This window comes from Paraburkholderia caffeinitolerans (assembly GCF_902859945.1).
GTDB classification, from domain to species: domain Bacteria; phylum Pseudomonadota; class Gammaproteobacteria; order Burkholderiales; family Burkholderiaceae; genus Paraburkholderia; species Paraburkholderia caffeinitolerans.
Map to the genome: position 1 here is coordinate 23,990 of NZ_CADIKL010000034.1, position 26,094 is coordinate 50,083.

The 26,094-nt window shown below is 62.8% G+C and carries 22 protein-coding genes and 1 pseudogene; 14 read left to right on the forward strand and 9 right to left on the reverse strand.

Translation table 11 applies throughout. From position 1 onward, the window contains the following. Positions 1-59: 59 nt before the first annotated feature. The 3 genes from HV773_RS26600 to HV773_RS26610 form a co-directional block, all read right to left on the reverse strand. Entirely contained in the window at positions 60-3,428 is a 3,369-nt protein-coding gene (locus HV773_RS26600; RefSeq protein ID WP_246282402.1) for an ATP-binding protein, read from the reverse strand. After that, positions 3,425-4,087: a response regulator gene (locus HV773_RS26605; RefSeq protein ID WP_175197210.1), complete on the reverse strand. Its 663-nt coding sequence runs from the start codon at positions 4,085-4,087 to the stop codon at positions 3,425-3,427. Before HV773_RS26605 ends, HV773_RS26600 begins: the two co-directional genes overlap by 4 nt. A 268-nt stretch (positions 4,088-4,355) precedes the next feature. After that, a complete protein-coding gene (locus HV773_RS26610) occupies positions 4,356-5,312 on the reverse strand; it encodes an EAL domain-containing protein (RefSeq protein WP_175197211.1) in 957 nt (318 codons plus the stop codon). 319 nt (positions 5,313-5,631) lie between these two features. Between HV773_RS26610 and HV773_RS26615 the strand changes: the two genes are divergently transcribed. From HV773_RS26615 to fabG, 11 genes and pseudogenes are all read left to right on the forward strand, one after another. Further along, a complete protein-coding gene (locus HV773_RS26615; protein ID WP_175197212.1) occupies positions 5,632-6,093 on the forward strand; it encodes a hypothetical protein in 462 nt (153 codons plus the stop codon). 54 nt (positions 6,094-6,147) lie between these two features. Beyond that, a complete protein-coding gene (locus HV773_RS26620; protein WP_175197213.1) occupies positions 6,148-6,603 on the forward strand; it encodes a DUF3302 domain-containing protein in 456 nt (151 codons plus the stop codon). Further along, positions 6,604-7,782, forward strand: coding sequence for an HlyD family secretion protein (locus HV773_RS26625; protein ID WP_175197214.1), 1,179 nt, complete (start codon positions 6,604-6,606; stop codon positions 7,780-7,782). 22 nt (positions 7,783-7,804) lie between these two features. After that, positions 7,805-9,235: a TolC family protein gene (locus tag HV773_RS26630; RefSeq protein WP_175197215.1), complete on the forward strand. Its 1,431-nt coding sequence runs from the start codon at positions 7,805-7,807 to the stop codon at positions 9,233-9,235. A 19-nt stretch (positions 9,236-9,254) separates the two neighbouring features. After that, positions 9,255-10,229 (forward strand): hypothetical protein, encoded by a 975-nt coding sequence (locus HV773_RS26635; RefSeq protein WP_175197265.1) that lies wholly within the window; start codon positions 9,255-9,257, stop codon positions 10,227-10,229. A 415-nt stretch (positions 10,230-10,644) separates the two neighbouring features. Further along, entirely contained in the window at positions 10,645-10,977 is a 333-nt protein-coding gene (locus HV773_RS26640) for a hypothetical protein (protein WP_175197216.1), read from the forward strand. After that, the gene (locus HV773_RS26645) at positions 10,974-14,543 is read left to right on the forward strand and encodes a choice-of-anchor D domain-containing protein (protein WP_175197217.1); all 3,570 of its coding nucleotides are present in this window, start codon (positions 10,974-10,976) and stop codon (positions 14,541-14,543) included. The genes HV773_RS26640 and HV773_RS26645 overlap by 4 nt, the downstream gene beginning before the upstream one ends. Before the next feature lie 21 nt (positions 14,544-14,564). Next, positions 14,565-14,825 (forward strand): ABC transporter permease, encoded by a 261-nt coding sequence (locus HV773_RS26650; protein WP_175197218.1) that lies wholly within the window; start codon positions 14,565-14,567, stop codon positions 14,823-14,825. Positions 14,826-15,031: 206 nt separating this feature from the next. Further along, positions 15,032-15,192, forward strand: a pseudogene (locus HV773_RS26655) (IS5/IS1182 family transposase); the annotation flags it as partial. 44 nt (positions 15,193-15,236) lie between these two features. Continuing rightward, positions 15,237-15,401, forward strand: a complete 165-nt coding sequence (locus HV773_RS26660) for a hypothetical protein (protein ID WP_175197219.1) — start codon at positions 15,237-15,239, stop codon at positions 15,399-15,401. A gap of 65 nt (positions 15,402-15,466) precedes the next feature. Next, on the forward strand, positions 15,467-16,207 hold the full coding sequence (fabG, locus tag HV773_RS26665) for a 3-oxoacyl-ACP reductase FabG (protein WP_175197220.1): 741 nt from the start codon (positions 15,467-15,469) through the stop codon (positions 16,205-16,207). Between the two features lie 30 nt (positions 16,208-16,237). Here fabG and uraD read toward each other — a convergent pair whose 3' ends face one another. Continuing rightward, complete coding sequence (gene uraD, locus HV773_RS26670) at positions 16,238-16,753, reverse strand: 2-oxo-4-hydroxy-4-carboxy-5-ureidoimidazoline decarboxylase (protein ID WP_175197221.1); 516 nt, start codon at positions 16,751-16,753, stop codon at positions 16,238-16,240. Between the two features lie 94 nt (positions 16,754-16,847). Beyond that, positions 16,848-17,801: a LysR family transcriptional regulator gene (locus HV773_RS26675; protein WP_175197222.1), complete on the reverse strand. Its 954-nt coding sequence runs from the start codon at positions 17,799-17,801 to the stop codon at positions 16,848-16,850. Between the two features lie 190 nt (positions 17,802-17,991). Between HV773_RS26675 and HV773_RS26680 the strand changes: the two genes are divergently transcribed. After that, on the forward strand, positions 17,992-19,338 hold the full coding sequence (locus HV773_RS26680; RefSeq protein ID WP_175197223.1) for a nucleobase:cation symporter-2 family protein: 1,347 nt from the start codon (positions 17,992-17,994) through the stop codon (positions 19,336-19,338). Between the two features lie 144 nt (positions 19,339-19,482). Here HV773_RS26680 and HV773_RS26685 read toward each other — a convergent pair whose 3' ends face one another. Together HV773_RS26685 and HV773_RS26690 are read right to left on the reverse strand one after the other, a co-directional pair. Further along, on the reverse strand, positions 19,483-21,666 hold the full coding sequence (locus HV773_RS26685; RefSeq protein WP_175197224.1) for a D-(-)-3-hydroxybutyrate oligomer hydrolase: 2,184 nt from the start codon (positions 21,664-21,666) through the stop codon (positions 19,483-19,485). Between the two features lie 138 nt (positions 21,667-21,804). Then, the gene (locus HV773_RS26690; protein ID WP_175197266.1) at positions 21,805-21,990 is read right to left on the reverse strand and encodes an SDR family oxidoreductase; all 186 of its coding nucleotides are present in this window, start codon (positions 21,988-21,990) and stop codon (positions 21,805-21,807) included. Between the two features lie 5 nt (positions 21,991-21,995). Here HV773_RS26690 and HV773_RS26695 point away from each other — a divergent pair, with 5 nt between their 5' ends. Continuing rightward, the gene (locus tag HV773_RS26695) at positions 21,996-22,319 is read left to right on the forward strand and encodes a helix-turn-helix domain-containing protein (protein ID WP_175197225.1); all 324 of its coding nucleotides are present in this window, start codon (positions 21,996-21,998) and stop codon (positions 22,317-22,319) included. A 29-nt stretch (positions 22,320-22,348) separates the two neighbouring features. Here HV773_RS26695 and HV773_RS26700 read toward each other — a convergent pair whose 3' ends face one another. Both HV773_RS26700 and garL read right to left on the reverse strand, forming a co-directional pair. Further along, complete coding sequence (locus HV773_RS26700) at positions 22,349-23,239, reverse strand: 2-hydroxy-3-oxopropionate reductase (protein WP_175197226.1); 891 nt, start codon at positions 23,237-23,239, stop codon at positions 22,349-22,351. A 29-nt stretch (positions 23,240-23,268) separates the two neighbouring features. Further along, positions 23,269-24,069: a 2-dehydro-3-deoxyglucarate aldolase gene (gene garL / locus HV773_RS26705; RefSeq protein ID WP_175197227.1), complete on the reverse strand. Its 801-nt coding sequence runs from the start codon at positions 24,067-24,069 to the stop codon at positions 23,269-23,271. A gap of 249 nt (positions 24,070-24,318) precedes the next feature. Between garL and HV773_RS26710 the strand changes: the two genes are divergently transcribed. After that, entirely contained in the window at positions 24,319-25,902 is a 1,584-nt protein-coding gene (locus HV773_RS26710; protein ID WP_175197228.1) for an aldehyde dehydrogenase (NADP(+)), read from the forward strand. Positions 25,903-26,094 lie beyond the last annotated feature (192 nt).

Consider the following 26,094-nt stretch of genomic DNA (forward strand, 5'->3'; position numbering starts at 1 on the left):
GTGACCATATTGGAGCTTGCGGATAACGCCCGCAATCATAGAACTTGGAAATGACGGCGTTAGAGCACGTGGCGCGAATGGGGTCGGTCAGGATGCCTGGCATCGGCACTCGCAAGCCGGCACATTTGAGTCAGACTTTGCAGAATGAATTCGGACTGGAGCCGGGTTTCGTCATCCCAATGCTCGATCTCCGTGAGGTAGAGGCGCAGGTCCTCGCACAAGGCGAGCAGTTGGGAGGGTTCGAGCACCGAGAGCGTTCCCGACGTCCGGTGCAGCAATCGCTCGAGGCGAGTGCGATCCTGATCGGCAATGGCGCTGCGATAGGAACGCATGTCGGCTTCGGTCTGATCGAGAAACGCCAGGGCATACCCGGCGGGTACTTGTGGGATTTCGGGGTTCTCGTGCGTGCCGGACCGGGCGCATGGATCCGGCTCTTGCAGGCGCTCGTCGAGATGAGCGGCCTCGGCCGCGGTGGTGGCCTTGCCGCGCAGCGCTGAAGCGAGCACGGCGAGCGGGACCGGTTTGGTGAAGTAGTCGGCGAAGCCCATTGCCCGTCCTTCGGCAATGTCCTCGGGTCGCGTGCTCGCGCTTACTGCATAGACGGGCATCTGCAAGGCACGACGGCTCATTTCGCGAAGCAGTTCGAATCCGTTCATGTCGGGCATGTCGATATCGGTCAGAACCACGTCGACGCGAGTATTCGCCAGCATCGCGAGCGCCTCGTGACCATTGCCAGCTTCGAGAACCTTCGCGCCCAACATGGACAGCTGATCGCGCAGAAGGCTCCGGTTCAACGGGTTATCTTCCGCGACCAGCATGCGCAATCCCGCCAACGGTTCGCCTGGCGCAGCGCTTACTTGGCCGTCGGCGGATCGTTTGGCGCCCGCGGCAAGCCGGGGTGTTCCTGAAATCGCTGCCAGCAGGGCGGCGTGAATGCCGGTGCGGCTATAAATCGATACATCCTGGCCGCCGTCCGCGCGCGTGGTGGCGAGCAGGGGACCCTGCTGCTTCAGCCAGACGATGGAGGCCGCCGTGGGCCACCACGCGAGCACTTCCACGGGATCGAACTCTTCGGTGACCATCAGGCAATCGAACGTCTCGCGCTCAACGGGCTCGCTCAGGTCCGACATGGCGACTGGCGTGGATGCGCTCCAGTCAAATTGATTCAGTAGTGCTTCATGGTGCTCGGACGCCCGCAACAGCACTGCGGTACGGTTCGGCGGCAAGCCCATGGATTCACATGTCTCGTTGCCGTGGCTCACGGCCTTGAGCGGCAGCTGGACGGTGACGCGTGTGCCTATGCCCACCATGCTGTCCAGCATGATCCGGCCGCCCATGAGTTCGCACAGCTTCGCGCAGATCGACAGCCCGAGGCCGGTCCCGCGTGCGCGGGCCAGGCGATTCGGGGCCGCCTGTGAAAACGGCTGGAAAAGGCGATGCCGCTCATCCTCGCGTATCCCGACACCGGTATCGGACACTTCGATTTCGAGGCCCTCGTCGCTCCAGCGCGCACGCAATACGATCTTGCCGGAATGCGTGAACTTCAAGGCATTGTTCAGGAGGTTATTGACGATCTGCGCGAGGCGCACCGGATCGAAGTAAAGCTCAGCGGGGATATGACGGTCGAATACGGCGTGCAAGGTCAACCCGCGCTTGCTCGCTTCGCGCGCATGCGACGTGGCAAGGTGCTCGAGCAGCTCGACGAGCGAGCCGGGTTCTTCGGCAATGCTCATCGCACCGATGTCGATTTTCGAAAAATCGAGTACGTCGTTGACCACTTGCATGAGTCCCTCGGCCGAGACTTGCATCGCGCGTACGCGCTCGCGTTGCTCGGCCTGCAGCGGGCCCATCGCAATGAGCTCGATGTTTCCCACCAGCGACGAAAGCGGTGTGCGAATCTCATGACTCATGGATGCGAAGAACGCGAGTTTTGCCTTCGCGGCGGCGTCGCTCGCGAGCTTGGCTTGCCGCAGCAATTGATTCGAGTGATGGTGCTCCGTTACGTCCACGATGGCGCAGAACAGCACGGCTTCGTGGCGGACCTCCGCGGGGGCGTAGGTGATCTCCAGCGACACCGGGTTGCTTCCGGTGCGGTTCAAGGTAAGCGGAATCTGGAACAGGCCGGTTTCGCCGGTGGCCCGATCTTGCTCGTCGGGGCGGGCGGCGAGTGCGGCGCGAAGCGCCTGGGGCAGGCATGCGTCTTCCTGCGCAAGCCCCAGCACTTCGCGCGCGATCGGATTCGAAACGATGATCTCCAGGGTTTCGCGGCGCACGATGCACAGACCGACCGGCGTGACATGAACAAGGAGATGATTGAGCATTTCGCTCTCGAGCGCGCGCGAGGCTTCTTCGTATGTGACAACGAGAAACCGGTAGTTCCAGTGCCTGTACATGGCGAACAGCAGACCCAGGGCCGCCGCTGTAATTGCGCCAACCAGCAATAACTCGCCGGCCATCTTGTGAGCCTGCTGTCCGGGCGGGAGCACGAAAACGAGCCGCCCGAAGTCGGCGGCGAGTGGTGCAAGGCGCAGCGCCCAGCCATAGCCCACCACCCAGTGAAAGACGCCATCCTCGCGCTCCGGCAGCTTGCGGTCGAGCAGTTGTGCATCGACGCTTTTTCCCGAACTGGCCAGCGGCACACCGAAACTGTCGAAGAAGATAGCGTCCGGAATCGAAAGTCCCTGTCTTGCGGGCTGAAGCAGATCTTTGAGGGCGATGTGGGTTAGGGCAACCGCGTAGATGCGGCTGCCTTTCGCGACCAGCGATGCGCCGATCATTTCCGGGCTGTCGTTCATGGCCGTGGCGGGCATCGCCAGCCAGACAACGCGTTTCTCTCTTGCGGCCTCCAGCGGATCCAGCTTTGCGGCGCGATATTGGTTGAGCACTGCCTCCACGATCATCGCGGCAGGCATGGGAGGGGGGCGGTCCTTGTTGGCCGACTCCGCGGCGGGCGGCCCGATATACCAGTACGCGGCGCCGTCGGCGACCGAGATCATCGCGATCGAAGGCCTCTGGCCTGCTGCAAGCAGCGTGCGGACGGCCTCATTGCAGCCTTGCCGAAGAACGTCGTTGTGCGGACCCAGCGGAGCGACACGGGTACACAGGTTGTCGGCTAAGGGGCTGTGATCCGCGTGGTATGGGTCGTTGGCGCGCAGGTCGAGTATGAGGTTGGCGGCCATGAGCTCGCTGCGGCGCTCGAGCACCGCATCGACGATACCTTGCGCGTAGATGCGCGCGAGTTGTTCCTGTGCCCGCAGCGAGTCACTCAGCCGCACGAGGAAGATCGCACCGGCGCCCGCGAACGTGACGAGCACGAGAAGCAGCACCACGATCGAGAAGACGCGCCGCTCGCGCAGCAGGTTTTTCTCAACGGAATCGAAGGTGCGTAGCGGCGAATCGTTGTATCGGGGTGTTGCCGGCTTCTTCATGCAAGGCCGTTCTCGCGAGCGTAGGCGATGAGGTCAGCGTTGTTGGCGATGTTGAGCTTTAGCATGGCTGACCGTTTCTGGGCCGCGACGGTCGCGAGGGAGCGATGAAAACCGGCGGCGATTTTCGTCAGCGAGTCGCCACTCGCGAACATGCGCACGACCTCGAGTTCCTTGGGAGAGAGCAGGCGGGTACTGGCGCCGGGGCGTCCGCCGGCGCTGGCGATCCGGTTGGCAATCGCCTCGGAGAGATGCGTGCCGCCGCTTTCCGAAAGGGCGTCGAGGCAGATCCGCCGCAGGATTTCGGGATCCTCGGCTTTCCCGACAATTCCGCCGACCCCCTCGGCCTGAATGCAGGCGAGCAGCCCCGGATTGGTGAGCATGGTGAAAACGACGATGGGCATCTGCGGAAAACGGCTTCTGATCCGCTGGATCATGCGCAGACCGTCGTCGTTGCCTTGCTCGCGCTCCATCGAGAAGTCGGTGACCACGAGGTCGAAGCGTTGCCGCTCGAGCGCTTCGAGAAGTTCGTTGCCCGACTGGCACATCGCGACCTCCTGAAGCCTGAGCGGACCCAGAACGTCCTTGATCGCCAGCCGTATCATCGGATGGTCGTCAGCAATCGCGACCGACAACGCACGGGAAAGTGGTGCTTGTGTCATCGGCATGTTCCCCACGCAATGAAGACGTGCGGTGCATGGGGCCATACGGCGGCAACGATATTTCGAAAAATTACAATCACGGCAAATAGTTTCATGTGCGGACCAGAGGCTGATGGCCACTAACCGCAAGGGCGTTCGACGGCGTTTGGCCGGTCGGGCGCGTTTTTGAGAAAGTGGAGTTTAGCCGAGTAACGCATTCTTCCGTGCTTACGACTGCAGCGTATTTTTGAGGGACAAAAGAACGTGAATTGGGTGCGTGTGCGTTTATTCACCCAGAGAGCTTGTTCATGGCGGCAAAGGACGTCCATCGCTTTTCCTCGCCGCCTCGCTTCGATGTTCCACCGCCGGACCCTGGCAGCCAGGAAAGGATTGCCTCGCCGGAGACCGGGCTCGAAATCAGGCTGCCTTGAACGTCGAGATTGGCGAATTGGCGAAGCCACGCGAGTTGGGCATCGCTCTGCACACCATCGACGGCTATCGAGATTCCCAGGTCGCGAGCGAGACTTGCCACGCTCGTCAGTATCGCGCTGGCAATTCGGTCATCTGGCAGTGCGCTTGTGAATCGGCGGCCAAATTTGAGCCCGCTGATCGGCAGCGCAATGAGGCTCGATAGCGTCGAATGTTCCATGCCGAAGTCGTCGAGCACGACCGCGACGCCGATGCGCCGCAAGTCCGACAGCCGCTCGATGAGCGTCCGGGTAATGTTCCGGTCCCTTGGCTCCGGCATTTCGAATTTCACGCATTCCGGCCGTATGGCGTGACGCCGGATGCAGCCCATGACCATAGGGGTGAAGTCTTTCGCGACTAGTTGCTCGAGCGAAATGTCGATCGACAGCGCTACGCCGTCCGGCGTGTGGCGCTGCCATCGAGCGAGGTTGGCACATCCGAGTTCGAAAATGGTTTCGAACACCGGGGGCGGCGAGCTTGCCTGATGCCCGAGTGGCGCAGCGCCTCTTTCAGACAGGGGAGCATTGGGCCGATCACTCCAGGCGGCGATGGCTTCGGCGCCGGTCAATGCGCCAGAACGCGCCGAGACGATCGCCTGGTAGGCGACCCGCAACTCGCCCTGCAAAGCGGGGTTCGATGGCGATGGAGGGTCTTTGCCAATCAGTTTGGTATCCAGAACATTGGGTTTCCTCTTGTCGCGCCACAAGCAACTCATCATGCCCGTCTCCCCCGTTGTGAATTCCATCGTTTCCCGAAGATAGGGCACGTTCTCCGTCAAGGCTATCGTAGAAGTTAGAAACGCTTCGATGGCGCACTGGAAGTGCGATGCAAGGGGGTGCCCGCCGGGCAATTTCTGATTCCTGTGATAGCGAGTGGCGCTCGACGCGCATAAGTTTCCAACACTACTGCAGTGATTGACACGCGCATATCTCCGTGCGCGGTGTGCGCTCCATTGGAAGGGAACTTTACACATGAACGGGAATGATCATGCCGCGGCCCCGAGAGAGGGCGCCAGTCTGTTCGCCCTCCTTTTGTCAGGAGGACGTCGCGCTATCGAACGAATGCGGACAAAGAAGGCTTTTCGGCGCGGCGACGCCGTGCGGGCAATTGCACACAGGCTCGCATTGACTGCCGTGCTGGCCGGAGCGGGCCACGCACAGGCGCAGAACGTTCACGATGACGGATGGGCGCGCATCTCGCCGCGTTCCGGTTACGGGTTCGGGTTCTATATGGAGGCCGTGCGGCCCGCAGGCTCCACCGGCACGATGCCGGGCAAGTATGACCTGCTCTACAGGGACTGGGCGCAAAGCGCGCAGTCCGCTGCGCCGCTGAAAGCGCTCAATCATTCGCCAATGGTGCCGCCAATGGACACGCAGGCTGGCACGGTGCCGGGCGGCTTCGAGAGCACAGCCATGGCGACGCTTGCGCCTGGCTTGAACGGGGCCGTGCCGCTCATGGTCTTCGCGGGTTCCATATCGAACCGGTGCGTTGCGTACTACGCAGCCTGCGAGTCCAATCGCTTCATCCATGCGTCCGTTCTGAACCTGCACGCGCCTTGATGCAGGGATCGCACGTCCAGAGAGGACTGCATCCATCTTTTTATACCGGAAACCATGGCTAACTATTCGCGCATCAGTGATGCATTGCTCAAATCGAGTCGATATCTCGCGGCCGGCGCCGCGCTGCTGGAAATCAGTACTCCGTCCTTCGCCGCCGTGCCGCGTGGGGTGCTGGAGCACGCGGCCGACTTGATCTCCTGGATCGTTCTCGCCGTCGTGCCGGTTGCCGGCATCTACGTTTTCTGGATGCTGCACGTTTTGCCGGAAAAGGTAGCCAGAAAGAAGCAGCATCCGCAGAAAGAGGCCATTCACGCCCTTTGCTTGTTGTCGCTGTTCTTCGGCGGGCTCCTATGGCCGCTGGCCTGGCTATGGGCGCACACCAAGCCGGTTTTCTATCGGGCGGCGTATGGCACTGACAAAGCGCCACCGGACGAAGACGAGCCCCAGGTCGCCAAACGCCGCACGGGCGCCGTAACGAACGCACTGGCTAATGAGAAGGATGGGGTTTAGATGGAAATCTTGATTCTGGGAATTTACGCATTCTGTGTATGGCTGGTCTTTTTCAAGTTCCAATGGCTGCCATGGAACACCATTTCCATGGTGGTCTCGTTCACAATTCCAATCGTTGCGCTTGCAACCATAGTCATGACGCTCAACGTGGTGGCGCCGTCCACTCACGAAGTCAGGGTCGTCGCCAAGGTGCTGCAAGTCGTGCCGCAGGTCAAGGGGCGCATCGTGGAGATTCCGGTTGAGGGCAATCGGCGCTACAGGAAAGGCGATGTCCTGCTGCGCATCGACCCGACGCCCTATGCGCTGGCGGTCGAGCAACTCGAAGCAAAGTTGCGCGCTGACGACGCAGCCGTTGCAGAGGCCGAGGCGTCGGCCCGTCAGTTGGCCGACTCCGTGCGCCGCGAAGCGGGCAAAGTCAGCACCGTGCAGGCGTCGCTGGCGCTGGCCCGGCAACGGTTGACGGAGCAGGACGCGCTGTTTGCAGCGGGGGCCGGGTCGAAGTTCGACCGCGACGATGCCATGGCGCGGCAGCGCGAGCTGGAAGGCCAGCTCGTGAGCGCCAAAGCAGAGGAAGACGCGGCGAAGGAGAAACTTTCCGCAAAAAGCCAGGGTGAGTTCGTTGCGATTGCGGCGGCACGCGCCCATCGGGCAGAAACCGCAAGCATGCTCGAAAACGCGAAGTGGCAGCTTGCGCAGACGGTCTACCGCGCACCGGCGGATGGCCAGGTCGTGAACCTGCAGGTTCGTGTCGGGACGATGCTGGTTCCGCTACCCCTTACACCCGCATTCAGCTTCGTCGAGGATGACCAGGAACTGGTCGCGTTCTATGACCAGAACGAGCTGTACAACGTGCGCGAGGGGGATCTCGCGGAGGTTTATCTGCCGACGAATCCCGGAGCGATTCTGGAGGCGAAAGTGGATTCGATTGTCTGGGCGCAGTCGCAAGGTCAATTCGCGCAAAGCGGCTTGTTGCCCAACACTGGCGCGGCAGCCGTGAGCGCGAATCGTTTCGCGGTCAAGCTGGCGCTGCGTGGCGAATCGAAAGGACGTGTGCTGCCGGTGGGAGCGGTCGGGGCGGGCGCGATATATACGGAGCACGTGGAGCCGATTCAGATCATTCGCATGGTGTTCCTGCGTGTCAGTTCCAAGTTGAACTACCTCGTTCTCAAGCTGCATTAAAGGACTCGTTGTGACGTATTCGATGCGAAAAAATGCGCTGTTCCTTCTGCTCGCGATTCAATTCGGATTACTGTCCGGATGCGCGCTCGAGAAACCACCTGCGGCCTCCGAGCTTGCCAGCCATGCAATTCCGGCGTCTGACGATCATCGGCAGTGGGTCAACGGCGCCGTAATGGGCGACCCCACCGACGGCTGGCTGGCCAGTTTCAACGATGCTCAACTGAACCGGCTGGTGCGCGAAGCAATGACCCATAACGGCGATCTTGCGCTAGCCGCCATTCGGGTCCAGCAGGCCGAGTCGCTAGTGGCTGAGCAGAGCAGCGGTCTCCTTCCCGCTGCGGGGGTGAAGGGGCGGGTGGGTGAATCCGAGTCGCAGTATCTTTCCGTTGGCGTGAGCTGGGAACTCGACCTCTGGGGGCGCATCCGTGCGCAGGCCCGGGCGGCGCGCTCCGAGCATGCTGCCTCGGAGGCCGATTATGTCTGGGCGCAGCGCGTGATCGCGGCCACGACGGCGAAGGCCTGGTTTGCGCTCATCAAGTGCACGCAACTCGAAAGCAAGCTGCAGCAGATCGTCGACGCGCAGGCGGAGATCGTGAAGATCGAAGATCACCGTGTGGCGATCGGCGCTGCGCCGCAAACGGAGGTTGAGGACGCGCGAAACAAGTTGAGGGTTCGTCAGGATGCCCTCATCCAGGCCACGCTCGCCAAAAACCGCGCCGCGCAGGCAATGGAATTGCTGCTGGGCCGCTATCCGGGCGGCGAAATTCAAGCGGAGCAGGACATGCCGACGTTGCCTGCGGCCCCGCCGGCGGGCTTGCCCGCAAGCCTCGTCGAGCGCAGGCCCGATATGGTCGCGGCTTCACAGCGTGTCGCGGCGGCGTTCGACCAGCGGCAATCGGCGCAGGCCGCGCGTCTGCCCGATATCTCGATCAATGCGGCGATTACGGGAATTCGCAGCAACGTGCTGACGCTCATGGACTCCAGCAGTCCGGTAAAGGGCGTGAGCGCCACGCTGCTGGCGCCCATCTTTACCGGCGGCAGGCTCAAGGCTCAGGCGGACTATTACACGCAGGCGCAAAAGGCGGCGATGGTCGCTTATGGCAATTGTGCGCTGGCAGCGCTAAGCGAAGTCGAAGCGGGTCTTCAGGCAGAAACGCGTTATGCCGCGCGCGTCACGCAGTTGCAGGCGCGCGTGGACGAGAGCCAGACGCTGCTGGGCAGGCAAGAGGCGCGCGCAACGATTGGGTCGGTCGATCGGCGCAGTGTGTTGGAAAACCGGCAAGCGTTGTTGCTGGCGCAGAAGGATCTCGTCGATGTACGCGGCGATCAACTTGATCAACGTGTCGATTTGCTGCTCGCACTGGGTGGCGACTGGCAGCGCTCGGGTGTTGCCGGCACGAATGCGGGTGACTTCGCGCTTGCGGATGCGCCGGCTTCTAACGTCGCGCATTGACGGAATGATGCGAATGGAGATGTTCAGCGCGGCGATTGCGGCCGTAATACTGGGGCTGTGCTTTACGTCCCAGGCGAAAGCACAGGAGTTTTCCCTGTTTGGCGGCGGTTCGCGCGCCAGCAACATCAATACCTATACGTGGGCCTTCAATTATCAGGAAGGTCTCGGCAAGGACTTCGCGGCGAGCTTCACATGGCTCAACGAAGGGCACATTCCGAATCATCACCGCGATGGCCAACTGGTCCAGCTCTGGGCGCGAATGCCGGTGGGCAGCCCGCAGTTCGTGGTGCAGGCCGGTATCGGACCGTATCGCTACTTCGATACGACCACCGCCGACCAGGGCGGCAGCTATTCGGACGTGCACGGCTGGGGCGTGGTGTACAGCCTGCGCGGGTCCTGGTACGCATCCAACCGGTGGGTTACGCAATTGCAACTGAACCGCGTGCACGTGCAGCGCGGCCCGGATTCCACTGGCGTGATGCTCGGTGTCGGTTACCAGCTTGATGCGCCCGATACGCCGGGGCCGCGCGACTGGGCGGCTGGCTCGGCGAAGAAAACGACCCATAACGAAGTCACCCTGTACCTTGGCAAGACCATCGTCAACTCCACGAGCTCGCCGGATGCCTTTGGCGGTGCCATTGAATATCGCCGGGGCCTCACGAAATATGTGGACTGGACGGTCGGCTATATGTACGAAGGCAGCAGCGCAATCGCCCGCCGCAATGGCGTTGCCAGCCAGCTTTGGCTCACACGCGCGTTCCTCAACGACGCGGTGACGCTTGGCGTAGGCGCCGGCGCGTACTACGCGATCAATGAAAACGAGAACAGCGCCTCGCCGGGGCCGGGCGCCGGTAAATTTTCGGGGCTCGTCACGATTGCCGGTTCGTACCGCTTCAGCACGAACTGGGATGCACGGCTCGAATGGAATCGCGTGGTGACGAGCTATAACCGCGACACCGACGTCATTTTGGCCGGTATTGGCTACCGATGGTGAGCAAAATCGCGGATGTGATGCGGGCCGCTGCATCGTTTCACCGCTGCTTGATCTTTTTCGACCGGTGCCTATTCTCATGAATGTATGCACGGTAATTTCCAGACGCGTGTTCGTGTCCTTCAGTGACGCAGGATAAAAGCAATCATCCTCACGCAGACTCAATGCAAATGGCTTTCGGGTGCGCTATCCGACCGGGTCGATGATAAATAGTAAGCAAACCTATATAAAAATCGATCGGAATTATTGACCTGCTTGCGCCGGCATCACGCCTGGATTTTCTTGAGGGATACGTTTATCGGCGAGCGAGGAACGACCCTACCCGTCCTCATTTGAGCGATCTTTGTGCATCCCGGTCGACGGCCGTGCGGCAGCCGGAAAACGAAGGCAAGGTAGTGAACCGTAACAGGAGGTTGCCATGGCCGGTTCAGGACGGCGCGGCGGTTCCCGTGGCAGAGACGAAGACCATGATCATGACGATCACGAGCCGGAAGGCCCCGATGAAAACGGTTCGTCCGGCGAGGGCGAGGAATACGACGATCCCGCGGAGCATCTCGAAATAGAACGACGCCGGTTCGCTGGCGGTCTGCCGCCGACGCCGGAGTTGTATGCGTTGGCGCGCGAACAATGGTACCGATTGCCCGGCGTCCTCGCGAGGCCCTCCATGGACCCAGTGATCGGAGCACCGGCTTCCGGTGACTCGCCGCCCACGGGTCAGGTCAATCCGGACGAGCAGGAGCCGAAACAATGAGCCTGAACGGAACAGTGTGGGCGCCGATCGGGCCCAGCCCTATCAACCAGGGGGCGATCACCTCGAACGGCCAGGTCACGGCGATCGCGGTTCATCCGACCAACTCCAACATCGTCTACATCGGCACGGCCTGGGGCGGTGTGTGGATGCGCAACGGAGGCGCACCCTGGACTCCCATTTTCGACCGGGCGCCGGCGCTGGGCGTTGGCGAGCCGGCTGGGATCGCGATCGACCCGGTCGACCCCAACATCGTCTATGTGGGGACCAGCAGCCGGGACGGCTCGCAGTTCTCGGGAGAGGCGACGCAGCCGCCGGCCGGGCTGTTCAAATCGACCGATGGCGGTGGCAGTTGGGTCCGGCTCGGTTCCGGGTATCCGTCGAGCGCGCCGAGCAATGCGAGTCAATTCTTCAACCAGATCATCAACATCGTCATCGTCGATCCGGCGAACCATCTGGTCGTGTACCTCGCGACCAACTTTGGCATGTTCGTTTCCGGCGATGGCGGGCTGAACTGGACGCAGGGAGCGTTGCCGTTCGGCGACGTCCGCTCGCTGGTGCTCGACCCGACATCGCCGGCCGGCGCTCGCATCCTTTATGCGGGCGTGACCAGTGCCGGCATTTTTCAATCGAAAGATGGCGGTCAGACGTGGGCGCTGATCCTGAGCGGCGCCACCCCGGTGGTCGCGAACGAGCTTTGCCCCACGCCGCCATGCGTCCCGGGCCGCAGCGTCGGGAAGTTCATCGTTGCGCTGGCGCCGCCACTCTCTCCGCCCGTCGCGAGTGGCATCCAGGTGCTCTACGCCACGATGGTGGGACGGCCGGTGAATCGGCCGCCGCTGCCCACCGATGCGCCCGATCCCGTGGGTGTGTTCAGGAGTACGGATCAAGGTCTGACGTGGACCCTGCAGACGCCGCCCGGTTCGGGCAAACCGCCCGGCTTCGGCATGCCGCTCAACACACAGGGCGGGTACAGCTTCCATATGGCCGTCGATCCCGCTTCGCCTGGGGATGGCAGCCACGACATCCTCTATTTCGGCACGGTCGGTCAGGCGCGCTCGACGGATTCGGGCCAGACATTCACGCCGCTGACGGGACTGCACGCCGATACGCATGCGTGGACGTTCGTGCCGCAGTCGGGTCCGCTTTCGACCGTCTATTGCGGCAATGACGGCGGGGTCTTCCGCAGCACCGGCGGCAGCACCGCTTTTACCTCCCTCAACGGGGATGGCTTGCAGACCGCGCTGTTCTACAACCTCGACGTCAAGCGGGATCCGGGGGCGAGCGTGACCTTGGGCGCGCTGCAGGACAACGGCATCGTCACCAACGCAACCCCCGCCGTGTTCCCGGCCTGGACCGATGGCGTAGGCGGCGATGGTTTCGACGTCGCGCACGACGGACAGAACGCGACGAAGGTCTACGGCAGGAGCAACGCCAACATCTTCCGTTCGACGAACAACGGGGACAGCTACAGCAGCATTTCGCCGCCGTGGTCGGCTGCGGAATCGAACGTCTATCTGTCGGCCGTCGCGGTCGACCCGAGCACTGCTGGCACCGTCTATGCGGGCAGCAACGCAAACCTCTGGCAAAGCACCGACAGCGGAGCGACTTGGCCCAAGAAGGTGCCGATACCAGGGACTGCGAACGAGGTCGATGTTGCGCCGACCAACAACAACAACGTGGTAGTGGCCGTCGGCGGCCGGGTTCTGGTGTCGACGAATGCTAATGGCGCGTACACGCTGACCAATCTCACACGCGACTTGCCTGGGCGGTTCGTCGCGCGCGTGGCGTTCGATCCCAACGACCCGGCGACTATCTATGCCGTGCTAGGCGGGTTCAGTGGCTTTGCGGGCGGCCACGTGTTCCGGACCACGATTGCGGATACGACGTGGACCGATATCTCCCCGCCGCTCGATCTGCCGTTCAATGCCATCGCGCTCGACGGAAGCACCACGCCTACGACGATCTACACTGGCACGGATTTTGGCGTGCTCCGGTCGGTCGATGGCGGCGCCAACTGGGGCGTGCTCGACGATCTGCACTTTCCGCGCGCGCCGGTGTTCGAACTGGTTTTCCACGCGGGCGAACTGCGGGCGGCGACGTTCGGGCGCGGCGTGTTCTCCTTCCTCAAGCCGGCGGGGCCGGTGATTGCGGTCAATCTTTCCGGCAACCTCGCCTTCGGCACGGTTTGCCGGGGATCGACGCAATACCAGACGATCACGGTCTACAACGTGGGCGTGAAGGATCTCGTCATCACGAGCGTGCAACGGCTCATGGGCTCGACCGATTTCACGGTGCTCGCGAATCCGGGGACGCCGCTCAGCCTCGCGCCCGGCGAGGAAATCGCATTCACGGTGGCGTTTACGCCAACCGGGGCGCCTGGCTTCGAGGCCGCGACGATCCGGATCATCACGAACGATCCGAATGCGCCGGCGGTGGATATGCTGGCGACGGCGCTCATCGGCAGCGGCCGGGTAGCGACGGCAATCGCTCAGGCGGGCAGCTTCGGAAGCGTCTGCCTCGGCTCGAAGGCCGATCAGCTACTGACGATCAACAATCGCGGGACGTGTCCGTTGTCGATTTTCGATATCGTCGGATCGCCGGACTTCCTTGCGCCGAGTGTGCTGGCTTATCCGTTGCGGGTCGGCGCCGGCGAGTCGATCGATGTGATTGCGCGATTCGAGCCGACCGGGTTCTTTGGCGCGAAAGCCGGAACGATCACGATCGTCAGCGACGACCCGGCCGGGCCGCACGTCGTCCCGGTCTCGGGGTTCGTGCCGGCGCCAAAGGCGAACCTGATGATCGCCAACACAGGCAGCTTCGGCGAGGTCTGCATCGGCTCGTTTGCAGACGAGGCACTGATTGTCACCAACAGTGGCAAGTGCACGCTGCTCGTGACCGGCATCTTGTCGTCGTCGAGCGAGTTTCAGGTGCCGGAGGTGCTGTCGTATCCGATCGCGATCGGGCCCGGCGACGCACTGCCGGTCCCGATCCGGTTCAAGCCGCTCAGCTTCGGCGGGACGACTGCGACGATCACGGTGACGAGCGATGATCCGGCGAGCCCGATCAGCATCGCCGTTTCCGGTGAGGTGCCTTCGGGCAAGTTGACGGTTGCCGGATCGACGTCGTTCGGCGGCGTGAGCGTCGGGTGCTGCGCGGACCGCACCGTATCGATCTGCAATACCGGTCATTGCGCGTTGAACGTGACCAGCGTGCATTTCCGGCGCAGGAGCCGGCGCTGGAAACTGCTCAACAATCCGTTCCCGGCAGCACTGCATCCGGGTTCGTGTCTTCCGGTCGTCATTCAGTATCGCGCCGGCGAGAAATGCCCGCGTCCCTGCGAACTGGTAATCGAAAGCAACGATCCGGCGATGCCCGTGAAATATGTCGAGGTACTGGCTCACACGCTCTGGGAGGAATGCGATAAGGATTGCCGCGATCGCGCTTCGGACGACGACGAGTGCCACCGCGATCGTTGTTGCGGGAAATGCTCGCCTTGCCCGCAGGGCTACCCGTGCTGCGACGACGATGATGACGATGACGACAACGAGGGCGATGGGTGCCGATAAAACTTCTTTTAGGAGATCAAAATGAGAGACGGCATCAGACGCTTGTTCTGGGTCGAGGTCGGCCTGGCCACGATCACGGGACTGTTGGCCATCGTCACGGCGATCGTTCCTGACTGGATCGAGTTCGTGTCGGGCTGGGATCCGGACCGGGGCGACGGGTCGGTGGAGTGGTTGGTCGTCGCCGGGCTAGGTCTCGTCACCATCGTGCTGAGCGTGGCGGCAATGAAAACATGGCGGCGCGCAGCCGCCATGGTCAGCATCGATCACCTCGAGAGACGCTAAGCGGACGAACATCAGTTAGCCACGCGGGGTTTCACAAACACTCGCGGCCCTTGAGCATGCTGATGCTGTCGATGACGAAGCGCGACGATCATCTGACCTTCGATTTCACCGGTATGGCTCCGCAGGCGGGCGTCATCAACTGCACCTATGCGGGCTCGCGCGGCAGCGTGATGCTCGCGCTGCTGCCGACGCTTCATGGTAGCGAACTAGGCAAAACACGCCGGGTTGTGGAGCGGACCATCTCGTGGCTTCACAATTCCGCCGACTGGGCATCCGCTTCGAACAGCTCGCTTGCATCCACGAGGCTTTCCTCAGAATCGCCTGCTGCATCATATGCTGGCGACACCTGCAAAAGTCATTCTGTTAACACCTCTTAGCGGAAACCGACATTTCCATTTGGGATCTACGAACGTGCGTGTCGATCCCTCGTATTATGTCGATGCGGAGATCGTGTTCCGCGAGCAATTCTGCCCCAGCTGCTGGACGACGGTTCATTCCGGGCTGGTGCCGAAAGATCATGTTGACGTAATCAGCGGGATGCAGAAGATTGATGCTTCGGGCGCCATCCCGGCGTGAGTGAAGCATGGCGCCGCCGGCGCATTGCGATCGTGCGGCGCCATTATTAACCGAGGTCGAAGTCGATGAAACTCAAAGACAAGGTTGCAATTATTACGGGGGCTGCCGCCGGTATCGGATTGGCGACGGCGAAAAAATTCGCGAGCGAAGGCGCGATCGTGGCTCTATGCGATCGTTCAGGAGATGCGGCGGAACGCGAGGCGCGAAGCTTGAGCAAGAGCGGCTATTCGGCGGTTGCCCGTGCGGTGGATGTGACCGACCGCGCCGGCATCGACGCGCTGGTCGAGGACATGAAGCGCCGCTTCGGCCAAATCGATATTCTCGTGAACAACGCTGGCATCACGCAGGACGCGCGGCTCGTGAACATGAGCGAAGCGCAATTCGACAATGTCATCGACGTCAATCTGAAGGGCGTATTCAATTGCACGCAGGCCGTTGTCGACACGATGATCGGGCAGCAGCGCGGGGTGATACTCAATGCATCGAGTGTCGTCGGCATTTACGGAAACTTCGGCCAGACGAATTATGCGGCCAGCAAATTCGGCGTGATCGGCTTCACGAAGACGTGGGCGAGGGAGCTGGGCCCGAAGGGCATTCGCGTCAATGCGGTGTGTCCGGGTTTCATCGCGACGGACATTCTCAGCACGATGCCCGACAAGGTGATCGAAGGCTTCAGGAATGCGTGCTGGCAACGGCGTCTCGGCTCACCCGACGAGATCGCGAATGTCTACGCATTCCTCGCGTCCGACGACGCCAGTTTCGTCAACGGCACGGCCATCGAGGTCTCGGGAGGGCTTTCGGTTTAGGTGTGACGGCACACAAATGTGCGCCGCAGCCTACGCGTCGATCAGCTCGTCGAGCCGGAAGCGCGCAATCCGGTAGATCTGATCGAGACTCGCGCGCAATTCGTCGGGGCGGTTGTGGTTCAGGCGCGCCTCGAAGTTCGCGATGATGCCGTGACGGTCGTAGCCGCGTACCGCGAGAATGAACGGGAATCCAAACTTCTCGCGATACGCGGTGTTCAGATATTGCAGCCGCTCGAACTCTTGCTGCGTGCATTGATCGAGGCCCGCGCCGCTTTGCTCGCGGGTCGATTCGGCGGTCAGCTCGCCACGCACCGCAGCTTTGCCCGCCAGTTCCGGGTGGGCCATGATAAGCGCTACCTGCCGCGCGATGCCTTCCGTTTCCACGGTGCCCGACATGGTCCGATGCAGCGCATCGATGCTCGCGAAAGGCCGCTGCTTTGCGGCGATTTCCGCGACCCATGGCGAGTGCTCGAAAACGCCCGCTAACGCCGCAACGAACGCGGCGTCGTTCATCGAATTCAGTTGTTCCAACGTATAGTGCTTCATGATTGTGCCTCGCTATTTCGACGCGCCGCGCTCGAACCATGCAGTGAGTGTCGCGCGCCCATCGCCGGTCAGTAGGTCGGTTAGTCGCTCATTTTCATGGCGTTGCCTCTTGCGCGTCCATCAGAGGCTCGTGTTCGATCGACGGCAAGGTCAACCACCATTCTTCCTGGAACGCTTCCTTGAGAAAGTGAATCAACTCGGCCACCTTGGCTGGAATCAGCTTCGGCGACGGGTACACCACGTGAATCTCCTGATCGGGCAGCACGTGATCGGCCATGATCTGCCGCAGGGCGCCGGCGCGAATGGATTCGCTTGCCGCGTAATACGGGACGGCCGTAATGCCCATGTGGTTGCGGGCCGCGGTGATCAGCGAGGTCAGGTTGTTGGAACGCAGCCGCCCGTTCAGGTACACCGACACACGCTCGCCCGACGGGGTACGCATACGCCAATAATCGCTTTCCTGAACACTGCTATAAATCAGGCACTCGTGGTTCGTCAGCTCGGTATGTACCCTGGGTTCGCCATGCTGTTCGAGATAGACGGGCGACGCTACCATGATCCAGGGATTCAGCCCCAGGTAGCGGCCGCCGAGCGATGAATCGGCGAGCGAGCCCAGGCGTATTGCAGCGTCCAGCCCGAGCGCGATGAGGTCGACGTAGCGGTCGTCATGCGTCACATCTATGCGCAGGTGCGGATGCGCATGCATGAAGCGGATCAGCAGCGGCGAAATGATCTGCCGCCCGAAGGTGAGAGAGGTGCCCACGCGCAACAGGCCATCGATATGCGTGTTGTTATCGGATGCAACGCGCTGCGCTTCTTCGTAGTTGCGGACCACGTCTTTGCATTTTTCGTAGTACCGCGCGCCGATTTCGGTCAGACTGATCGAACGCGAGTTGCGGTTGAGCAGCCGTGCGTTAAGCTGGCGCTCGATCGAGTTGATGTACTTGGTCACGGTGGGCTGGGTCAGATTCAGCTCCCGTGCAGCCTTGGAGAAGTTTCCGAGTTCGACTACGCGCGTAAAGACCTGCAATTCCGTGAGTCGATCCATGTGCACCCTCGATTATGGTGCGCTCAATATAGGCTAACTTTCCGCGTGATTGGTGAGCCGATTCCTATTCATTCCATAACAGAATATGTGGTATGCCGTTTCATCCCGTTGTACTGTAAATTTGGTCTGCCTAGCATCCGTAAAGGCCTTGGTGTTCGCGGTCTGCCTATAACAGGAAACAGGAGGGGACATGGAAAATTCAGTGCATCCGGTCGACGAAGTACTGCCATTCGGGCAAATGTTGACCGTCGGGATTCAGCACGTACTGGTGATGTATGCAGGAGCGATCGCCGTGCCGTTGATCATCGGCGCGGCGCTCAAGTTGCCGAAGGATCAGGTCGCGTTCCTGATCAGTTCCGATTTGTTCGCGTGCGGGATCGTTACGATGATCCAGTGCATCGGCGTCTGGAAATTCGGTATCCGCTTACCGGTCATCATGGGGGTCAGCTTCGCGCCGGTCGGGCCGATGGTGGGAATGATAGGCTCGGGCATGGGCCTAACGGGTATCTATGGCGCAACCATAGCGGCAGGTATTTTCGGCATCATCGTTGCGCCATTCTTCGGCAAGCTGATGCGCTTTTTCCCGCCCATCGTCACCGGCACAATTATTTTGACGATCGGCGTCACGCTGTTTCCGGTCGCGATTACCTGGGCGGGCGGCGGGCATGGCTCACCCGGTTTCGGCGATCCGCTCAATCTCGCGATCGCGTCGATCGTGCTGGTCACGATTCTTCTGATCAATAAGTATGTCAAAGGGTTCTTTGCAAACATCTCGGTGCTGCTCGGCATGATCGTGGGGTTTGTACTGATGCTGGCGTTCGGGCTCGTGAACTTCTCCGGAGTCGGGCAGGCGGCCTGGTTCGCGCCGGTCTATCCGTTCGCCTTCGGTATGCCGACCTTCGATTTCGCGGCGATTGCGTCGCTGTGCCTCGTGATGATCGTCGTGATGGTGGAATCGCTCGGCATGTTCCTCGCGCTCGGCGAACTCACGCAGCGTCCGGTCAACCACATCGATGCGGCGCGCGGGCTGCGCACGGACGGGCTCGGCACGCTGATCGGCGGCATCTTCAATACGTTCCCGCACTCGTCGTTCTCACAGAACATCGGCCTCGTGGGGATTACCGGCGTGCGCAGCCGCTGGGTGGTCGTCGTGTCTGGCGCCTTGCTGACGTCGCTGGGTCTGTTGCCCAAGCTGTCGAACCTGATTGCGTCGATTCCGGTGGTGGTGCTGGGCGGTGCGGGCATCGCGATGTTCGGGATGGTGGCCGCCACCGGCATCAAGATCCTCAGCCACGTCGACTACGGCAAGAAGAACAACCTGCTCATCATCGCGATTAGCTTGGGCGTGGGCGTCATTCCGCTGGTTTCCCCGACCTTCTTCCACAAGTTGCCGGCCTGGACCGGTGCGCTCACGCACAGCGGCATTACGCTCTCCGCGATCGCTGCGATCGTGCTGAACGCGATGTTCAATCGCGCCGAGACGGTCGAGGAAGTCGAGCAGGAACTGGCGGGTGACTTCCGCAACACCCCGCACTAACACGCGGATCACGGCCGCACGGCTTTTGCATGTATAACGGCCGCGCCGCGGGATTAACCGCGGCGCGGCCGTTTTACGGAACAGGCCTTGAACCGAAAGCGTTCACGCGCCGCGCTGTGCCGCGCGGCGCACCACGCACTGCCGTCAATGCGGCACGTCCACCATACCCTCATTCACCCGAATCGCATTGCTGCCCGGATTCGCAACGATGGCTGGCAGATTGCTCACGGTCAGCGCCGGCGCGGCACCTGGATTGCCGCCGCGCGGAGTCGCGCGGACGACCTGCGAAGGCGGCAGCGGCGTGCCGTTCTTCAGGTGATTCCACATCAGATTGAGCGCCTCGATGTTGTAGTAGTGCACCGGAACGAAATGGTTGTCGAAACCCGGCACGCCCAGAAACGCATCGAAGTGCTGCCCGTTCATCACCTCGTAAAGCGACAACTGGCTGCGCGAGCCTTCGCGTACGCTGTTGGCCGCGAGATACGCGCGCGAAGCATGATTGATCGGCACCAGTGCATCGCTGCGGCCTTGCACGATGATTGCGGGCTTGCCGTGCAGATTCGCATTCACGCTGATCGCCTGCACGCTCTGGCGCATGCGTGGATTGCCGTTCGTCCACAGCGCGCGCATGCATACCGCGCCCGCGAAACTGGCATCGGGCGTCGCGAGCCGATGATCGGCTCCGCTTGACGGCGTGACGTTGTAGACGAGGTTGACACCATTGGTGGGCGGCACGCCGTTACCCAGCCCGAACACGGTTGGCATGGGCGAGACCGCGGGCGGCACGCCCGCTGCGCCCGTCGATGCATTGGTCGTGCCGAAGCTGAAGCCGCAAAGGTTGTCGGTCACGCTCGAGCGCGTGTACGCGTTGGCGTAAGTCACCGCAACGGCCGGCACGGCCTGCGAGTCCCACATGGGCGCGTGCAGCAGATCGGAGTCGGCTTCGTAGCCAGCTGCGTGCAAGCGTGCCAGCGCGTCGTTCGCCTGCGTTTGCGTGTCGCTGCCGTGCACGTAGCCCGCCGACGCCAGCGAGGCGCAGCGCGCCTGGCGAATGGCCGTTGTCGTGGCGATGGGTAGCGCCGTGAGATAGGGCGCGCCAGCGGCGGTATCCGCGAGCGCGGCGCACGGTTGTAGCAGGTTCGCCAGCGTCATGTAGTCGGCGAGCGGCTTGCCCGCCGAGGCGATACGCTGCCCGCCCTCCCGGACCTGGGCGCTGCCGGGCATGCGCACGTTGATCTGCGGTTCGCCCACCACCACGGCCGTGATCCATTTCCCCGGGTCCTGCTCGGCCGCCGCGAGCGACGCGCCGCCACCGTTGCTCACCGAAGCCGCAATCGTTGTGATGTCGCCGGGCGCGTAGCGCACGCCGTGATTCGACGCTGCATTCGATACCGCATTTGACACCGTATTTGAAACATCAACGCGCGGCGCGAATTGCTGGTTCAACACCCAGTATGCAAACTGCACAGCCTCGAGCGTGTCCTTGCCCCAGTCCGCTTCCGGGTTCTGTTGCGAATGCGCGTGCTTGAATGCGTAGCGATTCGGGTATTGCTGGTTGTACGCAGCAAGCGCACCGGCGGGCACGTTCGCGGTGAAGAGGCTGTTGCGCCCGGCCGTGGCGGCAGCGGCGGTGAGGCCGTCGATCAGCGTGACTACGCCGGTCATCAGTTCGTGCGCGCCGTTGCCCGAGCCCTTGTCCGTATAGGCTACCGCGCAGTTGCGCTTGAGCGCCCACTCGCCGGCCGCCGAGATCGCGCCATACACGCCGCGCGAGCCCGACGAGGTTGCCGTCACGATGCAGGGGTTCGCCGGGTCGAAGCTCGCTGGCACCTGAACGAGGAGGCTGACGTTCTGCCGGCCGGAGCCGTCATCGGCATACGCAAGATATTCGGTGCCGGCAATTTTCCCTTCGCCCAATGTGTCGTTGCCGTACACGTCCACGTTGGGCCCCCAGAAGCGCCCATAGCCGCCGTTTGCGCTCATGTCGACGAGCGCGCGATAGTTCGACCAGATGGCAAGCCTGCGCAACTCGGCTGCGGTGGGCGCGGCCGGGTTCGCAATCGCCGGCGCGGCACCCGCCAGCCCGGTTTTGCCGAGACCGGCAGTGAGCAGATCGTCGCTCACGCCGTCGTAACTCGTCGTGCTCAGGCTGCCCGCAACCACGAATGCCGGCAGCCGGTTCAGCGCTGCGTGGCCGCTGTTGCCGCTGTTGCTATTGCCGCCTTGATTGTCTGCATGCGCGCCGGGCACGAGCGCCGCGCCGGTTAGCGCCAAGGCCGCGCCGAGCAGCGCGAATTTATGTCGGACTGCAAACGGGGTTTCTCTCATCGATGTCTCCATGATTGTTGTTCGGACAACGTGTACTGCTTCGGGAAGACCGTTCTGATGCGCCGCGGCCGCAGCCGCGGCATCACCGGAGCTTAGGACAAGCGGGTTGCGGATTCCAGTAAAGATTGCGCGCGGGCTTCACTGCGCAATCCAGCCTCCGTCGACCTTGATCTCCGATCCGCGTATTTCGCTTGCGGATTCGGAGCAGAGAAATGCCGCCACGCCGCCAATCTGTTCGACGGTGGCAAAGCGTGCCGACGGTTGCTTTTCGGCGAGCAGTTTCAGGGTGGCATCTTCGGGGGAGATGGCCTCGCGGCGGGCCAGGCAATGTGCGCGAACTGCGCAATACGCTCGAGCGCGCTGTGCTGCTGTTGGAGAACGAGCGGATCGATGCGCGTTCGCGGGCGCGCTTCATCGGTGAAGGGCGCGGCCAGATCAAGGCTGAAGACGATGCGCACGGCGAGCCGATTGCCGCCGCGCCGGATCGCGCCAATGCGCAGCAGTACGACGAGGTGATGCAGGATTTCGCGCGCCGCTTTCTGGCCGATGCGCTACGCGCAGCGAACGGCCACGTGGCGAATGCAGCCGCGCGCATCGGTATGGCGCGCGCGACGCTATACCGGCGGATCGTCGCGCTGGGTATCGGTGTTTGAACCGCGCGTGCGTGAGCGCGTGCGAGAAATCACGCCGCCTTCTGCCCGATCTCGTGATTCGCGAGCACCTCTAGCGCACGCACCATCGCCGAGTGGTCCCACGCCTTGCCGCCGTGCGCGACGCACGCATTGAATAGCGCCTGGCAGGTGGCGGTATTCGGCAGCGACACACCAAGCGCCTGCGCCGTCGACAGCGCAAGATTCAAATCCTTCTGGTGCAGTTCGATGCGGAAGCCCGGGTCGAAGGCGCGCTTCGTCATGCGCTCGCCGTGCACTTCGAGAATGCGCGAAGACGCGAAGCCGCCCATCAGCGCCTCGCGCACGCGCGCCGGATCGACGCCGGCCTTCGAGGCGAGCAGCAGCGCTTCGCCCACCGCCTCGATGGTCGCCGCAACGATCACCTGGTTCGCGACCTTGCACACCTGGCCCGCGCCCACCGCGCCGATCAGCGTGACGTTCTTGCCCATCATGCCGAACAGCGGCTTCACGGCATCGAACGTCGATGGCTCGCCGCCCACCATGATGGTCAGCGAGCCGGCTTGCGCGCCCACCTCGCCGCCCGAGACCGGGGCGTCGAGGTAGTCGGCGCCGTGCTCGCGCACCCGCGCCGCGAAATCGCGCGTCGCCATTGGCGAGATCGAACTCATGTCGACGACGATCTGGCCCGCGCGCAGTCCGCTCGCGAGCCCGTGTTCGCCGAACAGCACGCGCTCGACGTCGGGCGTGTCCGGCACCATCACGAAGATCACGTCCGCGTGGGCGGCCACCGCGGTCGGGCTGTCGCACGCCACCGCGCCGGCCTGGATCAGCTCGTCGGGCACGCCGCTGCGCGTGAACGCGGCAAGCGCAACGCCGTTTTTCAGAAGGTTGGCGGCCATGGGCTTGCCCATGATGCCGAGTCCAATAAAGCCTGCTTTCATTGAATGCTCCGGATAAGTGCGGGCGGCGCTCAAGCCTCGCCGGCCCGCTTCTGCATGAAATGTTGCTGGGCCGCTTGCGCAGCGCCCTTGAGCAGCCCGAGATCCGCGCACACCGCGACCACGCGCGAGCCCATCGACAGATAACGCTCCGCATCGGCCTGCACGGTCGCGAGCGTGCCGCTCGCTTTGCCGGCTGCCTGCGCGCGCTCGAATACATGTGCGATGGCCTGTTGCACTTCGGGGTGGTTCGCGTTGCCGAGGTGGCCGTACGAGGCCGCGAGATCCGACGGGCCGATGAAGACCGCGTCGATGCCCTCCACCGCGAGAATGCTGTCGATTGACTCGACCGCCTTGCAGCTTTCGATCTGTGCAATCACGCAGACGTTTTCGTTTGCGAGTGCGAAGTAATCGGCGATCGTGCCGTAGCGGTTGCCGCGATGACCGACCGACACGCCGCGGATGCCCTGCGGCGGATAGCGCGTGGAGGCGACGGCGCGGGCGGCGTCGTCGGCGCTGTCGACGAACGGCACGAGGAAGTTCGAGAAGCCGCTGTCGAGAAAGCGCTTGACGACGACGCTGTCGTTGGCCGGCGGCCGCACGACCGGCGCGCTGCCGCTGTCCTTGAGCGCCATCAGTTGGGGGATCAGCGTGAGCACGTCGTTGGGCGCGTGCTCGGCGTCCAGCAGGATCCAGTCGAAGCCGACCGTGCCCAGCAGTTCGGTGACGATCGGGCTGCCCAGCGACGCCCAGCAGCCGATCTGGGTTTCTCCGCCGCGCACCGCCTGGCGGAAGCGGTTGGGCAGGGACTGGTAAGGCGTGACGGTGGACATCGGGTGTCTCCTCAATGGCGATGGATCTGGAAAATCGGCGACGACGACGGCAAACCTGCTGAAAAAGCGCAGTCTATTGTGAGGTTATAAGTCATCGTATGTCTAGTGGCAGATTAACATCGATGCCTGTCCTTGTAACGGGTGTGTAAACCCGGAATCCCCAGTCCGATGGGCGCTCCCGGTTGCGTACAAGTCTTTTTATGTTGTAGGATGACGTATATCTAAAGACGCCATTCAAGGAAAGCTCAAATGCCTATTACCGGAGAGATGCTGGTCGGCCGCCAAGCCGTGCGCGGCGAAGAAAAAGCGCGGCGCGCCTTCAATCCCGCGACGGGGTCGGAGATTGCCGAACCGGTGTTCGGCAGCGGCACCGTGGCCAATGTCGACGAGGCGTGCGAGCTGGCGCGCGCAGCCTTCGACCCCTATCGCCAACTGCCGCTCGCGGTGCGCGCGGAGTTCCTCGAGCGCATCGCCGACGGCATCACCGCGCTCGGCGACGAACTGATCGAGCGCGCCCAGGCCGAATCGGGCTTGCCGAAGGCGCGTCTGGAAGGCGAGCGCGGCCGCACCACCGGCCAGCTCAAGCTGTTCGCGCAGGTCGTGCGCGCGGGCCAGTGGCTCGGCGCCACGCTCGACTCGCCGCTGCCTGAGCGCAAGCCGCTGCCGCGTTCGGACCTGCGCATGCAGAAGATCGCGCTCGGCCCGGTCGCCGTGTTCGGCGCGAGCAATTTCCCGCTCGCGTTCTCGGTGGCGGGTGGCGATACCGCCGCGGCGCTCGCGGCCGGCTGCCCGGTCGTCGTGAAGGCGCATCGCGCACACCTCGGCACCTCGGAGCTGGTCGGCCGCGTGATCCAGCGCGTCGCACAGGAAATGGATCTGCCCGAAGGCGTGTTCTCGATGATTGTCGGCGCGGGCAACTCGGTGGGCGAGGCGCTGGTTGCGCACCCGGCCATCAAGGCGGTCGGCTTCACCGGCTCGCGCGCGGGCGGCACCTCGCTCATGCGCGTGGCGGCGGCGCGGCCGGAGCCGATTCCGGTCTACGCCGAAATGAGCAGCATCAACCCGGTGTTCCTGATGCCGAGCGCGCTTGCGGCGCGCGGCGAGAGCATCGCGCGCGGATTCGTCGACTCGCTCGTGCTCGGCGCGGGCCAGTTCTGCACCAACCCGGGTCTCGCGATCGCGATCGAAAGCGAGGCGCTGGAGCGCTTCGTCGCCGCGGCTTCCGAGGCGCTGGTCGCGAAGCCGGCGCAAACCATGCTGACCTCGGGCATTCATGCCGCGTATGAGGAGGGCGAGAACCAGCTTGCCGCGACGCAGGGCGTCGAAGTGGTGGCGCGTGGCGTGGCCGCGACCGGTCCGACCCAGGCGCGCGCGGCGCTGTTTGTGACCGATGCGCAGACGTTCCTCTCGACTCCGGCGCTTGAAGACGAAGTGTTCGGCCCGGTGTCGACACTGATCCGTTGCAAGGACGAGCAGGAACTGCTGAAGGTGGCCGAGCACTTTGCCGGCCAGTTGACGGCGACGCTGCAGATGGACAGCGCCGATGTGGCGGCCGCGAAGAAGCTGGTGACGATTCTCGAGCGCAAGGCGGGGCGGATTCTGGTCAATGGTTTCCCGACCGGCGTTGAGGTGTGCCACGCGATGGTCCACGGTGGGCCGTTTCCGGCGACCTCGGATGCTCGCGCGACTTCTGTTGGCACGACGTCGATTGACCGCTTCCTGCGTCCCGTGTGCTACCAGGATTTCCCGGCCGAACTGCTGCCGCAGGCGCTGGCTGACTACAATCCGCTCGATCTGTGGCGTCGTCGTGATGGGGAGATCGTGCGCGGTTAAATTAACGGCGCGATGGTTCAAAAAAATGGCCGGGGATTCAAAATCCCCGGCCATTTTTTATTGCAAGCACAACATGTTAGCGGCCCTGATCTTGCCTCGACCCGAGCAAACGACGCGGGAAAATTGTTGTCCGTCAACGGCAGCCCGCTTGCATCATTCGTGAATTAGTTCGTCAAGCAGAATATCTGGATT

What these genes read in the sequence shown, in the direction of transcription:
- HV773_RS26600 (WP_246282402.1), bottom strand. Translation starts at nt 3,428, where the DNA reads ATGAAGAAGCCGGCAACACCCCGATACAACGATTCGCCGCTACGCACC.
- HV773_RS26605 (WP_175197210.1), bottom strand. Translation starts at nt 4,087, where the DNA reads ATGACACAAGCACCACTTTCCCGTGCGTTGTCGGTCGCGATTGCTGAC.
- HV773_RS26620 (WP_175197213.1), top strand. Translation starts at nt 6,148, where the DNA reads ATGGCTAACTATTCGCGCATCAGTGATGCATTGCTCAAATCGAGTCGA.
- HV773_RS26625 (WP_175197214.1), top strand. Translation starts at nt 6,604, where the DNA reads ATGGAAATCTTGATTCTGGGAATTTACGCATTCTGTGTATGGCTGGTC.
- HV773_RS26630 (WP_175197215.1), top strand. Translation starts at nt 7,805, where the DNA reads ATGCGAAAAAATGCGCTGTTCCTTCTGCTCGCGATTCAATTCGGATTA.
- HV773_RS26635 (WP_175197265.1), top strand. Translation starts at nt 9,255, where the DNA reads ATGTTCAGCGCGGCGATTGCGGCCGTAATACTGGGGCTGTGCTTTACG.
- HV773_RS26640 (WP_175197216.1), top strand. Translation starts at nt 10,645, where the DNA reads ATGGCCGGTTCAGGACGGCGCGGCGGTTCCCGTGGCAGAGACGAAGAC.
- HV773_RS26645 (WP_175197217.1), top strand. Translation starts at nt 10,974, where the DNA reads ATGAGCCTGAACGGAACAGTGTGGGCGCCGATCGGGCCCAGCCCTATC.
- HV773_RS26650 (WP_175197218.1), top strand. Translation starts at nt 14,565, where the DNA reads ATGAGAGACGGCATCAGACGCTTGTTCTGGGTCGAGGTCGGCCTGGCC.
- fabG (WP_175197220.1), top strand. Translation starts at nt 15,467, where the DNA reads ATGAAACTCAAAGACAAGGTTGCAATTATTACGGGGGCTGCCGCCGGT.
- uraD (WP_175197221.1), bottom strand. Translation starts at nt 16,753, where the DNA reads ATGAAGCACTATACGTTGGAACAACTGAATTCGATGAACGACGCCGCG.
- HV773_RS26675 (WP_175197222.1), bottom strand. Translation starts at nt 17,801, where the DNA reads ATGGATCGACTCACGGAATTGCAGGTCTTTACGCGCGTAGTCGAACTC.
- HV773_RS26680 (WP_175197223.1), top strand. Translation starts at nt 17,992, where the DNA reads ATGGAAAATTCAGTGCATCCGGTCGACGAAGTACTGCCATTCGGGCAA.
- HV773_RS26685 (WP_175197224.1), bottom strand. Translation starts at nt 21,666, where the DNA reads ATGAGAGAAACCCCGTTTGCAGTCCGACATAAATTCGCGCTGCTCGGC.
- HV773_RS26700 (WP_175197226.1), bottom strand. Translation starts at nt 23,239, where the DNA reads ATGAAAGCAGGCTTTATTGGACTCGGCATCATGGGCAAGCCCATGGCC.
- garL (WP_175197227.1), bottom strand. Translation starts at nt 24,069, where the DNA reads ATGTCCACCGTCACGCCTTACCAGTCCCTGCCCAACCGCTTCCGCCAG.
- HV773_RS26710 (WP_175197228.1), top strand. Translation starts at nt 24,319, where the DNA reads ATGCCTATTACCGGAGAGATGCTGGTCGGCCGCCAAGCCGTGCGCGGC.